This window comes from Rhizobium sp. WYCCWR 11128, from assembly GCF_013416305.1.
GTDB classification, from domain to species: Bacteria; Pseudomonadota; Alphaproteobacteria; order Rhizobiales; family Rhizobiaceae; genus Rhizobium; species Rhizobium indicum.
Genome location: NZ_JACCEZ010000004.1, coordinates 432,305 through 444,682 on the forward strand (window position 1 = coordinate 432,305; position 12,378 = coordinate 444,682).

13 protein-coding genes are annotated in these 12,378 nt (G+C 55.7%); all 13 read left to right on the forward strand.

The window, feature by feature from the left end; genetic code table 11:
- The first annotated feature begins 381 nt into the window (after positions 1–381).
- The 13 genes from HX898_RS16750 (at position 382) to HX898_RS16810 (ending at position 12,298) form a co-directional block, all read left to right on the forward strand.
- Positions 382–603, forward strand: a complete 222-nt coding sequence (locus tag HX898_RS16750; RefSeq protein WP_180195152.1) for a WGR domain-containing protein — start codon at positions 382–384, stop codon at positions 601–603.
- A gap of 344 nt (positions 604–947) precedes the next feature.
- Positions 948–2,549, forward strand: a complete 1,602-nt coding sequence (locus HX898_RS16755) for a hypothetical protein (RefSeq protein ID WP_180195153.1) — start codon at positions 948–950, stop codon at positions 2,547–2,549.
- Complete coding sequence (locus HX898_RS16760; RefSeq protein WP_180195154.1) at positions 2,542–3,618, forward strand: HNH endonuclease; 1,077 nt, start codon at positions 2,542–2,544, stop codon at positions 3,616–3,618. Before HX898_RS16755 ends, HX898_RS16760 begins: the two co-directional genes overlap by 8 nt.
- A gap of 286 nt (positions 3,619–3,904) precedes the next feature.
- Complete coding sequence (locus HX898_RS16765) at positions 3,905–4,816, forward strand: hypothetical protein (RefSeq protein ID WP_180195155.1); 912 nt, start codon at positions 3,905–3,907, stop codon at positions 4,814–4,816.
- The gene (dbpB, locus tag HX898_RS16770) at positions 4,813–5,937 is read left to right on the forward strand and encodes a DGQHR domain-containing protein DpdB (protein WP_180195156.1); all 1,125 of its coding nucleotides are present in this window, start codon (positions 4,813–4,815) and stop codon (positions 5,935–5,937) included. The genes HX898_RS16765 and dbpB (HX898_RS16770) overlap by 4 nt, the downstream gene beginning before the upstream one ends.
- Positions 5,934–7,301 (forward strand): tRNA-guanine transglycosylase DpdA, encoded by a 1,368-nt coding sequence (dpdA, locus tag HX898_RS16775; protein WP_180195157.1) that lies wholly within the window; start codon positions 5,934–5,936, stop codon positions 7,299–7,301. Before dbpB (HX898_RS16770) ends, dpdA begins: the two co-directional genes overlap by 4 nt.
- Complete coding sequence (gene dbpB, locus HX898_RS16780) at positions 7,219–8,337, forward strand: DGQHR domain-containing protein DpdB (RefSeq protein ID WP_180195158.1); 1,119 nt, start codon at positions 7,219–7,221, stop codon at positions 8,335–8,337. Before dpdA ends, dbpB (HX898_RS16780) begins: the two co-directional genes overlap by 83 nt.
- On the forward strand, positions 8,334–8,966 hold the full coding sequence (gene queE / locus HX898_RS16785; protein WP_180195159.1) for a 7-carboxy-7-deazaguanine synthase: 633 nt from the start codon (positions 8,334–8,336) through the stop codon (positions 8,964–8,966). The genes dbpB (HX898_RS16780) and queE overlap by 4 nt, the downstream gene beginning before the upstream one ends.
- The gene (gene queD / locus HX898_RS16790; protein ID WP_180195160.1) at positions 8,963–9,319 is read left to right on the forward strand and encodes a 6-carboxytetrahydropterin synthase QueD; all 357 of its coding nucleotides are present in this window, start codon (positions 8,963–8,965) and stop codon (positions 9,317–9,319) included. Before queE ends, queD begins: the two co-directional genes overlap by 4 nt.
- A gap of 13 nt (positions 9,320–9,332) precedes the next feature.
- The gene (gene queC, locus HX898_RS16795) at positions 9,333–10,034 is read left to right on the forward strand and encodes a 7-cyano-7-deazaguanine synthase QueC (protein ID WP_180195161.1); all 702 of its coding nucleotides are present in this window, start codon (positions 9,333–9,335) and stop codon (positions 10,032–10,034) included.
- A 14-nt stretch (positions 10,035–10,048) separates the two neighbouring features.
- A complete protein-coding gene (locus HX898_RS16800; protein WP_180195162.1) occupies positions 10,049–10,612 on the forward strand; it encodes a VUT family protein in 564 nt (187 codons plus the stop codon).
- Entirely contained in the window at positions 10,609–11,523 is a 915-nt protein-coding gene (locus HX898_RS16805; protein WP_180195163.1) for a hypothetical protein, read from the forward strand. The genes HX898_RS16800 and HX898_RS16805 overlap by 4 nt, the downstream gene beginning before the upstream one ends.
- On the forward strand, positions 11,477–12,298 hold the full coding sequence (locus HX898_RS16810; RefSeq protein ID WP_348649458.1) for an HAD family hydrolase: 822 nt from the start codon (positions 11,477–11,479) through the stop codon (positions 12,296–12,298). Before HX898_RS16805 ends, HX898_RS16810 begins: the two co-directional genes overlap by 47 nt.
- Positions 12,299–12,378 lie beyond the last annotated feature (80 nt).

The window sequence follows — 12,378 nt, forward strand, 5'->3', positions numbered from 1 at the left end:
CGCGGGCCGTACACCTTCAGCAGCTTTGAAACTGACGGCTCAGCATGAACTCATAGGAGCCGGAGGCGGTCGGTCGCGTCTTGCGCAGGGTTATGGGATCCGACCCGGAGGACGCGCCATTCGTGGATGATGCGGTTTAAGGGCTGAGTGGAAGATTGTGATGCCCTCGCCCACCCCGGGTGAGCCTCAAAGATTTCTACTGCTAGACGCGGCCCAGTCAATCGCTACGCCGATATGGGCGCAGTACGGCCATTAGCTGAGAGTGAAAACAATTTCCGATCCCGCACAACGGGCCCAGGTGCAGGTCTCGGGCCTGAACGCAGGGAGACTTGCAAAATTCGTCACCTTGAACGAGTTCGAACCTAAGACCCGTAGTTTCTTTTGTACACACCTGTCGTGCAGTTAACATTGTTCGGAGAGGTGTCGCTTGTTCGCGCCTGGGGTCGGATACGAACGCGCGGACAGCAGATCGGGCATTTGTTCGACAAGGAAAGCCAGGCCATCAACTTGTTGCTCAAGAACTTCGCTACGTCAGACGGAGCACCCAACCTGATGGCGTTACCGTCACGCTGGTCTACACGCTTAGCATTGAAATTGTCTTGATCTGAGCTTAGCGCCGCGCATGAATTTCTTTTTCCTCAATCGGAAGATCGCCAATGAGGCGATCACGCAGGATCGCCTCGGGAAACAGACCTTCGGCGGTTTGCCCAGGCAGCGTACGCCAAACCGCTTCGCTATGATCGGAGCGGAGCGTTGATTTGGCTCTGCATCGCCCAAGTCCCAGCAGATCCCAAGAGGTGCTTGGGTCGACCCTAGAGATGATTGCATGTGCGATCGAACGCCGCTTCAGGTGGGATGGCCGCGCCGAGGGAACAAACGGTGTAACCTTTAATTGAATGAGAAGACCTTTCAATGCTAGGTGTTTGCGTCAAACGGAGCACATCAAAATGACCCAAGTACCTGTCATCAAGTTCGATCAATACGGCGACGACAGTAACCGCGACGACTTGCTCCTATTCGCGGCGCCCGCCAAAGTTTTAGCGAACTGGGCAGGAATACCACGCAAAGCTTGGCACATCCGTATGCTATTCCAACGCCCGATTTCAAATAGTCGTGAGGCTGATCTAAAGCGCTTCTGGAACAATGCAAGTTCGGCGGAAAAAGACGGCATGGTCCTTGGGCCTACAGCCATAGTTTTGGCAATTCAGGGTGAGCCACAGATCGACAACGGCCAGTTGGTATTGGATTACCAGCCAATCGTTGACCTGGAAGACGACGCGGTCACCATCATTCCGAAGCTCACAAGTGCCTTGTATCCGCAAATAAAAAGCCGACTTTCCGAGGAACAGTTGTCTATTATCAAGGAATTCGAGGCAGCCCCCTTCAGCACTGCCTTTCCCGACATTGAGCACGACTACGTTTATGAGTTCGCACTTCAAATGGCGCAGATGCAATCTGACGTCAAACAATTCGTCTTTAGGAATGAGATCACACCCGACCAGTTGACAGATATTGTCTTGTCGATGGAATCTCTATGCCGGCCCGCACTTGTGGTCGATGGACAGCATCGGCTTTGGGGGGCGGCGAATGCAGATCGAGCCGTCAATCTCCCCGTCGTGGCAATGCCGCACTGCAGTTGGACCGACCAGATTTATCAGTTCGTCGTAATCAATGAGACTGCGCAGAAGGTGGAAACTTCGCTCTTAACGGATATTTTTGGCAGCAGCCTCACCCGCAGGGAACAAGACGTCGTTCGCCAGCAACTCTCCAGTGCGCGGGTAGACGTTGAGAGTAGAATCGCGGCTGTTATAGCGACACGTGATCCGGCAAGCCCGTTCCATAACTTGGTTCAACTCAAAATCGAGGGCGCATCACCTGACAACTTTAAACCATATCTTTCAGAACGAACAATACGGACCCTGATAGATGGTTCGACGCGGTTTTCGCGCGGCTTCCGCAACGATGACGACTTTTATGAATATTTCGTCAAGCCAACTATTCCTGTTCGCGATGAATGGGATAGCTGGTCTAGCGGTAAATGGCGCGATTATTGGCTCGCGTTCTGGAAGACGGTGAAAAGTTTCTACAATGCACAAGCAGCGAAGACCAATAATCAGGCCCTATGGAAAGTCGACCAACAAACAAATCTCACGAAAGCCGTTACTCTTCGAGAATTTCAAACCCTTTTCATCGTGAAATGCGTCGACCGCATCAAGGAAATCGACGCAACTGCCGAGATCTTGAAGAACGTCTTGGGTCCAGAGGAAGCGACAACTAAGATAAATGAACTCCGCGCGAGCCGCGCACTTCCGGCTGACGTTGAAGCTTTTGAGGGTTTCGTCCATGACTTCTTTCTCGAAAGAGGCGTGCCGATCAAGGTCTTTCAAGCCAACTGGAAGTCCAGCCTGGATGATAGCCAAGGTCAACTTGAGCTTTGGGAGACGTTGGAGTCTGCTTGGGACCGCAACAGCAAGGGTGACCGCGTCGTCGTTCGGGGTGGAATATTCGTAGCGCGTGACCCGCAGGACGGCCAAGCAAAAGATGGTTGAACTGATCGACCTCTCTACGCTTATCCCACAGGGGCCGACTGACAGTCTCTCTCCAGCCGGCCAGCATGTTGCTCTCTCGCACCTTGTTGATATCAATCGCGCGCTTCTCGCACAGGGGCCGAGCGCACTTCACGATTCTTTGCGTCAGGTTTTGCTCAGGTTGCTTGAGACCAGCATTCTTTCGCATCCGCGGATATCCAAGCTGATAGATGTTTGGGAGGGAATAGCAGGCAGTGCGAACGAGCGCATCGAGCGTCATCTCACCGATATCCTTCTCGGTAAGCCAGATGAAAGTTTGGTCCGCCATGTCTTCCGCTGCTTGAGTGGTAGTGCTGCGCAGCGTGGCCGCCACTCGGGAAGTCACGCCCACTATTTCGAAGACGTGATCGGACGCCTTAGCACGGAAAAGCTGTCTCAACGTCCGGCTCTACGATGCGAGTGCTGCGGGTACCACTTCCGAAAAAAGGACATGAAGGGCGATCGACAAGCGAAGATATTAGAGGCTGGCTTCGAGCTTGAGGGCTCGTTATTCCCTGGCCGATCCGACGATCCATATAAGCCAGTGGACCGGGGAAAAGGGGTCACATGGACTCAGTTGTCCATCGATCATGTCGTACCCGAGGAAACTTTAGGTTGGAGCGATCCAGACAACCTCGCCGTTCTTTGCATGTTTTGTAACATGGGGAAAGTCGCTTACAGGCGGCCGCTCGAAGGCTTATCAGCCTTCGCGGTTGGGGCGCTCGCAGAAACTCCGCGAGACCGGCCTTGGGGAGTTCTCAAGCATCAAGTGATAGTTGCAGCTCTCGCCTCCCAGGGGGGCACGTGTCGCAGTTGTGGTCAATCGAAACAACAAGTCGAACTCACCGTCCGTCCCGTGGTCCCTGAAGGCAATTACATCACGGGATTTCTGCCGTGGAATCTGCACTCAGTTTGCTATGTATGCCTTGCCAACAGCGACGATGACGTGGTGGGGTCTACCGACCAAAGCCAATCCTATCCTTTAGGCCTTTCACAAATGGAAATGCTTGAGGACACTGCGGGTCAGGAAGTGGAGCAAACGCCCACCTAGTTGCGCAGCGAGGTCTTAATTGAGGCCGAGGTAAAGCTGAGGCTGACGCCTGCCTTGCTGCGCTTGCGCCTTAAATCCAATCAAGAGTTCTCAGCTATGTGTCACTGAGAGCTTTCTCAGGTCGATTTCTAGCGAGACCATGGTCGCGCCACGATCGACGCAGTTTCCCGGGGAGATGAACGAGAGAGTGCAGTTTCTGTATTGACCTAAATGCTGCGACGCAGTTATCTAACCCGATAAAATAGGTTGCTCCAGTAAATGGGTGACGCCCACAGAGACGCCCATTATGCCGATAATCCTCACCGCCTGCACGCAAAGAAAGCGGATTCCCACCGATCCTTTGCTGTGCGCCCGAGATTTACCGATCGGCACTCTACGGCAAGTAGCCGACGCCTGGCTGGCGAAGGTGGCGACCATCAACGATGTAGCTCCGGCGAAGGATATTTACTGCGGTCGATCATTTGTCGAAGCAAAAAAAGCTGCGGCCTCCGCGCAGGCCGAACTCCATATCGTGTCGGCCGGACTTGGTCTCGTTCACGGCGAGCAAGACATACCTTCTTATAATCTCACTGTTTCCCAAGGCAGTCCGGACTGCATCCTGAACAAACTGCAGGATCATGGCGGCGCCGATTGGTGGGTGGCGCTCGGCGGACGCCAGGCGCTCCACGACGTGTTCGACAGATCAGGGGGCCTTATCCTAATCGCACTTCCGTCCCCATATTTTAGAATGGTGGCTCCGGCTCTTCACGGCGTTTCGGGAGCACTATGTGAAAGGATGAGGATTGTCGGCGGTTGCGATGTGCCCGATCTCAACCCTCGTCTGGAACATGTCCGACTTCCTTATGATGACCGCCTGGACGGCCCGCAAAGCACTTTGCCCGGCACTCGGTCTGATTTCGCATCCCGTGCCATTCGCCATTTTGTCGAGAACGTCCTTTCCGCTGCGCCACTTGCGACAGCCAAAGAACATGCCGAACTCGTTGAGGTCGCGCTTGCCGGATGGGATCGCCCTTCTCCCAAGTCGGGCACGCGGATGTCGGATTATGATCTCAAGTCCATCGTCCGAGATCACTGGTCGCGCGCCGATGGCCGGTCGACAAAGCTGCTTCGGATCTTGCGAGATGAATTGAATATCGCCTGCGAGCAGAAACGATTTTCCAGATTAACGGCCGAGATCCGCGAAGAGAGGGCGCTATGAAGAGCGTCAAAGACAATCTCATGGTTCGAGCGGTCAAAACGCAACAAGGCGATCGTATCGACGTCTATGCGTTTTTTCTACATGGTTCTGATCTGACGCGGATTGCCAACATCAGTCGTATCCATCGCGATGAAAAGGATCTGAAGGGCTTCCAGCGCAAAGAAATCAAAAGCCACGTTAAGGCCATCGTTGAGTTCCTAGACAGCGGCCCGGTCCTCTTCCCGAACGCTATTACACTTGCTCTTTCTTCCGACGTGACATTTGATGTCTCACGCGGCCCAAAGCCGAAAGGGCTTTCGGAAGTCGGCGTTTCAGGTACGTTGAATATTCCGCTTTTTGAAGATGGCAAACGTGCTGCGTGGATCGTCGACGGCCAACAGCGGTCCCTGGCGCTTGCAAAGGCCAAAGACAGTCGTTTTCCCGTACCGGTTGTCGGCTTCGTTTCACAGGATGTGCAGGTTCATCGCGAGCAATTTATCTTGGTTAACAAGGTCAAAGCCCTAGACGTCCGGCTGATCAACGAATTGCTCCCTGAAGTCGGGTCACTCCTGCCAAAGGACCTTGCCGCCAACCGTTTGCCAAGCGAACTTTGCAATCTCCTCAATCGGCAGCAGAAATCGCCGTTTTATCGCTTGATCCGACGCGCCTCCGATGCCGGTGATGAGCAAAGCGTCGTCAACGACACAGCTTTAATCGATGCGATCAAGCAAAACCTCAAGGGCCCTCATGGGGCTCTCAATCAGTACAAGCTTTCGGCGGAAGCTTATGATCCCGACGCGATGTACGAGGCACTTGCTCTTTACTGGACGGCGGTCCGCGAGGTGTTTCAGGAGGCATGGGGCAAGCAACCAACGGAAAGCCGACTGATGCACTCTGCTGGCATCAAGGCGATGGGCGCTTTGATGGATCAAGTGATGTTGCGAGCGGACAGTTCTGCAACGCCGGAGGCCGAGGTCCGGGAGGCATTGCACCGGATCGCGCCCCTCTGCGCCTGGACCGAAGGAACCTGGGAGGGGCTTGGCCTCCAATGGAATGAGATCCAAGGCACGCCGCAGCACAATCGGTTGCTTGCCGAGCACCTGATGCAGCTCGATCGGAAGTTATCGAGGCCGACACGATGAAGTTCATTTTTGCCGACAGTCTCGATCACGTCGATCCCGGTTACGACTTTCTTCGGGACCGTTATTCGGAGGGCCGCACGCCCTACTGGGATGACGCCTACCCGCACGAAATCATGGGATACGCCCCGTACAAAGGCATGCTTGTTTCCCGCGGCATCGTTGGCGGTGCAGCAGTTGGCGGGAAATACACGGAAGCACAGTCAATGCGCTTCCGGCGGGTCGGTGCGCGGGAGTTTCTCCGCCTCGACAAGCCAGCATTCGAACATCTTCCGATCTTTGGCGATTGCGGCGCGTTCACATATCATAAGGAAGAAAAGCCTCCGTACACGCCAGAGGACACCGCTGAATTTTACGACGATGCGCGGTTTACCCACGGCTGCTCGGTCGACCATATCATTTTCGATTTCGACGAGAGCCTGACCGGTTTTGAAGGTGGCACTGAAGAAGCACGCCGGCGATTTGAGATCACGCTTGAGAATGCGGCCGCGTTTCGGACGGCAACGCAGCATATGTCAAACCGCTTCACTCCGATGGGTGTCATCCAGGGCTGGTCCCCTGGCAGCATGGCCGAGAGCGCCCGCCGTCTGGTCACGATGGGCTACGACTATCTGGCACTCGGCGGCACCGTTCCGCTGAAGGCGGCACAGATCAAATCCTGCCTGATCGCCATCCGGGATGCCATTCCGCAAACTACCCGCCTGCATATTCTCGGTTTTGCAAAAGCTGATGAGATCCATACCTTTGGCTCTTTTAACATTACCAGCTTCGACACGACATCGCCGTTGATCCGCGCATTCAAGGATGCGAAGGCGAACTACTTCCTTCCGACAAAGAGCGGCAAACTCGAATATTACACCGCCATCCGCGTGCCTCAGGCGCTTGAGAACCCGAAGCTGCAGCGCCTTGCAAAGCGCGGGTCGCTTAATCAGGAGCGCCTCGTTTCCATGGAAAAGACCGCGCTGGCGGCGCTGCGTTCCTACGATAAGGGCGAAGCGCAGATGGAAGAGACGCTCGACAGCGTCCTGGCCTATGCCACGCCTGCGGTGCTGGGGACGACGATCGACGAATTACCCGGCGCCAAAGCAGTCAAGGACCTGCGCGATCGCTACGAGCGAACGCTTCGCGACAGACCTTGGAAGCGGTGCAACTGCCCCATCTGTTCTGCGCTTTCGATCGAAGTCGTGATCTTTCGAGCGAGCAATCGCAACAAGCGGCGCGGCATTCACAATCTGGGCGTCTACGATGCCCTGGTCGACCAACTCCCAAGTAATAGTGGCCGAAATGACAACATTGAAATTCCAAGCGATCAGAGCCAGACAGAGCGAAGCGCACACAGTCCTTTCATTTGCAGCGCTAGCATCTGATCTCCAGAAGTTTGCCGTTATCGAGCGGGTTGCGCGCGATGATGCCGGCGCGCTCAGCGGTTTTCAGCGCCCACAGATTGCCGGCCATATTCGTGAGATCCGTGATTATCTGGAAAAGCCGGAAGCAATTTTGCCGAACCCGATCGTCGTTGCATTTACCAACAGCGTCCAGGTGTTCGACCAAAGCGCCGACGGGCGCTGCACGGTCGAAATCGATATTGCCGCCGGTGCTCCCGGCATGGTCGTCGACGGGCAACAGCGCCTCACAGCGCTTGGGCAGGTTCACGAGAAAGATTTCCAGGTCTTCGTGTCCGCAATTATTTGCCGGGACGACGAAGAACTGCGCCGGCAGTTCGTGTTGATCAACAACACTCGGCCCTTGCCGAAATCGCTGATCTACGAACTGCTACCGACCGTCACCGGCCTGCCGCGCCGCCTCGGCGACCGCTCTGTTGCCGCAAATATCGCCGCGCGCTTGAACTATGACGAAAAGTCGTTGCTGAAGGGACAGGTGTATCAACACACCAATCCGACCGGCATCATCAGGGATACCGCAATCCAGCGTGTAATCATCAATTCGCTGAGCGACGGTGTCATGCGGGAACTCATTCGCGAGCCCGACGGCGCCGATCTTTGCTTCAAGCTGATCAGCGATTTCTATGGCGCTGTGCAATACGTTTTCCGCAAAGAATGGGTCGATCATACGCCCAAAACATCTCGGCTCGTGCATGGCGCGGGGATCATGTCGCTTGGCTATGTCATGGAACTGCTGGCGTTGCTCGACGGGGCAAGAACGTCAGATGAGTTTTCCAAGGGCCTCGCCTGCCTGATCGACAACACCGCCTGGACGTCCGGGGAATGGAACTTCGGCGAGAACGACAAGCGCAACTGGAAGTCTGTTCAAAACGTCAATCGCGACATCGTCACGCTTGCGCAGTACCTGGTTGGCATTGTTCGAGCTGACATCAAGCGCCGTCGTAGCCAAGCGACCGACATATCCGAGACTATTCCGCAAAAATTGGTGGGCCTACCATGACCTATTCTGTCAAGGAGTTGTTCAAGACGCTCCAGGGGGAAGGTGCTCAAGCTGGGCGCGCCTCGGTGTTTTGCCGCTTTGCTGGTTGCAATCTATGGACCGGCCGCGAGGAAGACCGGCATAAGGCGGTGTGCCAGTTCTGTGATACAGACTTCATCGGGACCGATGGCGAGGGCGGCGGTAAGTTTCGCGATGCCGGCGAGCTTGCGTCAGCGATCGCTCGGACATGGGGGAGCGTGGAGAGCCGGCGCTATGTTGTCTTCACCGGCGGCGAACCGCTGCTGCAGATCGATGATGCACTGATTGCGGCGGTCCACGAACACGGTTTCGAGATCGCAATCGAGACGAACGGGACGATCGAACCGCCAAAGGGCATCGATTGGATCTGCGTCAGTCCAAAGGCGGGCGCGCCGTTCAATCTCAAATCCGGCAGCGAACTGAAGCTGGTTTATCCGCAGGCGCAGTTGCTTCCTGACAATCTCCCCGAGGTTTCCTTCGAACACTACTTCCTGCAGCCGATGGACGGGCCGGAGCAGATCGAAAATATCGCGGCCGTGACGGCATTTTGTCTTAAAAACCCCCGCTGGCGGCTCAGCCTGCAGACACACAAAATGATCGGGATCCCATGAAAATCACACAAGCATTTACATTTGAGGCGGCCCACAGACTTCCGAATGTCCCCACAACGCACAAATGCCATCGCATGCACGGGCATTCTTATCGGGTCGAGTTGCAGCTCAAAGGCGTCGTCGATCCGCGAACTGGTTTTGTGATCGACTTCTTTGATGTGGAGAAAGTTTTCGGGCCGGTTCTCGAGAGCCTCGATCATCATACACTCAACGATATCGACGGTCTCGAAAACCCGACGGCGGAGAATATCGCTGTCTGGATTTGGCAGAAGGTCAAGCCGCTCATCGACGAGTTGAATTCCGTGAAGGTAGTCGAAACGCCATCCTGCTGGGCGGAATTTGAAGGCAATTAAAAGGAATCGGGCGATGTCGACGACTGCACTGGTGCTATTTTCGGGCGGCCAAGATTCAACGACCTGCTTGGCCTGGGCGCTCGACCGCTTCGAACGCGTGGAGACCGTCGGTTTCGATTATGGTCAGCGCCATCGGATCGAACTGGAATGCCGAGACACGTTGCGCGCTGAAATGACCGCGCTTAATCCTGTATGGGCAGATCGCCTTGGAGATGATCACACGATATCGCTTGCCGCACTCGGTGAGATCTCGGATACCGCGCTGACCAGCGGCATGCAGATCGAAATGTCCGAATCCGGACTTCCAAACACGTTCGTGCCGGGCCGAAACTTAATATTTCTGACCTTTGCGGCGGCCCTGGCCTATCGGCGCGGCCTAAAGCATATCGTCGGGGGAATGTGCGAGACGGATTATTCCGGCTATCCCGACTGCCGTGACGATACGATCAAAGCCTTGCAGGTGGCGCTCAACATCGGAATGGAAAAACGTTTCGTCCTCGACACGCCGTTGATGTGGATCGACAAAGCGCAAACCTGGCAACTGGCTAAGGATTTGGGTGGCGGGGCGCTGGTGGATATCATCGTGAAGGATAGCCACACCTGCTATCTCGGCGAGCGTGGCGAGTTTCATGATTGGGGTTATGGCTGTGGCACCTGCCCGGCCTGTGATCTGCGGGCAAAAGGCTACGAAATATTCGTCGCCGAAGAAGTGTGACGAGGAGAGGCGGGATGACGACACGCAACAGGCAGTGGATTGAGGGCGGGATCTTTCTGGCCGGCTTTGCCGCCTGCATCCCACTCGCCAATTATATGATCGGTCATGTCGGCACGATCTGCGTCCCTGACGGTCCCTGCCTCATCCCGGTCGGGTTTGGTCTGACGGCACCAAGCGGGGTACTGCTTGTCGGGCTTGCGCTCGTTCTGCGTGACCTGGTGCAGCGTCGCCTCGGCCTTTTGTGGTCACTCGGAGCGATCATTGTTGGCGCTTTCCTGTCGACGACCTTCACCGCGCCGTCTTTGGCGCTGGCCTCTGCAAGCGCCTTCCTTACCTCCGAGCTTGCTGACCTACTGGTGTTCACGCCTCTCCAGAAAAAGGGCCTGGTCAAAGCGGCTTTTGCAAGCAGCATTGTCGGCCTCATCGTCGACAGCGTGATGTTTCTTTGGCTGGCATTTGGTTCGCTTGATTTTCTGGCTGGACAGGTTCTAGGGAAATTGATCATGGTTGTATTGGCGCTTCCAATACTATTCTGGATCCGCAACCGAGACCGGCGATTGGGGCTGATGGCAGCATGAGGACAGAGGCAGAGGATAAATTGGGATGCGCCCAGGCCGTTTTTGAGGCAATTGCCGGCAAGTCCATCTCTTTCTTTCCTCGGGCCGACGACAATCGCGCTCTGGGTAGGCTTCGGACGCTCACCGACAAAGAAGCGATCGAAGCGATCAGTGCCGAGGTAAAACACTTGGCGCCTGACGAAGACGCGCTCGAGGACGCGCTGAAGGTCGCTCACGAGTCTCTCGACGAGGTCACTGCCCAAACCGACTATCAGGACGGAAAAGCCACGCGGCTTCTGACTATCCTAACCTTTATGTCGGCATTTTCCGGTCTCGCCTTCAATAGACTAGCGGATGGCTATCCGCTCTCGATCATCTCGTGGGCGGATAAATGGTCTTCATTCAACAGCGGCTTGGTTGGGGTCAGCTATTTGCTCTTCGCAGCGTTTGCCTTGCTCGCCACCTCTGGGGCGCTGGTGACGTTTCATGCGATCCGGGCTCGCTTCCGCTACCCAAGAGCAGCCGCGAAGGACAGGCCTCCGGCATCGATGCTTTTTTGGATGGGGATCTCGCGCACTCAGCCAAACAGGTGGGCAAAAGCCTTCATTGATCAGGCCGATCCTAAAAACGTTGCACCGGAACTGCGCATTGAATACCTTAGGAACTACATTGTCGAAACCTATCTGATCGCCGCCAAGGTCGCAGATAAAGTTAGGTTTCTGGAGCCGGCGCAGCGCATCCAGTCTTGGGCGATCAAGGCCCTATTCTTTTGGATTATTGTAACAGCTTCCGTATTTGCCTTTGTGCAGCCGGTAAAAAAGGAGTCTAATCCGGTGATTCGAATAGAAACGCCGATCTCCTCGGTGTGTATCACTGGTGGAAACAATGTCTCCACGGCAGCAAACGGCCAGCCTTGCAGCCCCTCGCCTTGACACGGGTCGCGCGGGACCGCTGGTCCTGATTGACGCGGACAATACCCTCTGGGACACGGATGGGGTTTTTGCGGAAGCGCAGTTGGGTCTTCTGGACGCTCTCGAGCATGCCGCCAATCTGGCTGGTCCTAAGGCCGACCGCTTAGAGTTCGTCCGGGATTTTGATCAGGAATTGGCCCAAAGGCATCATCTTGGACTTCGCTACCCTACCCGCCTGCTGATCGACGCGTTGACGCTCGGATTACGGGGCGTGGGCTCCCAACAGGCTGTGCGGCGTGCTTGGAGCAACGGTGCGGATTCGGGTCTCGACCGTGCTCTGGTGGCTAAGATGGAGAGCGACTTCTTCGCAAACATCGCAAAACAGCCAAAGCTCCTTGTCGGCGTCGTTAAGGGTTTGCGCGACCTTGCCTCCATCGGCGCGACGTCGGTCGTTTTCACGGAAGGGAGTCGCAAGCGTGTGATGCGCACGATCGAATCGCACCAACTCGGCGGGTTCGTAGATCGTGTCTTTGAAGCGCCAAAAACGGTCCGCATGTTTGAGCGAGTGAAGAAACTGGCGACGGTCAACCAGTCAATCTATGTGATTGGCGATCAGCTTACCCGCGACATCCGACCGGCAAACGAGGCTGGTGTCAAGACGATCTATATACCTGGCGGCTTTCAGCCGAAGTGGGAGTTCGAAGCCGGCACCCTGCCGACATTCCAAGCTCCCTCGTTCGACGCGGCGGTTACTTTCCTGCTTCACTCCGAAGATGGTGCCCGCCCGACCAATTAGGCGGGTGAAAACCCGAACTATTTGCGGGTCCAGAACAGGACGTAATCCTCGCCGACCTCCTCGTATTCACGCCGCTCCAG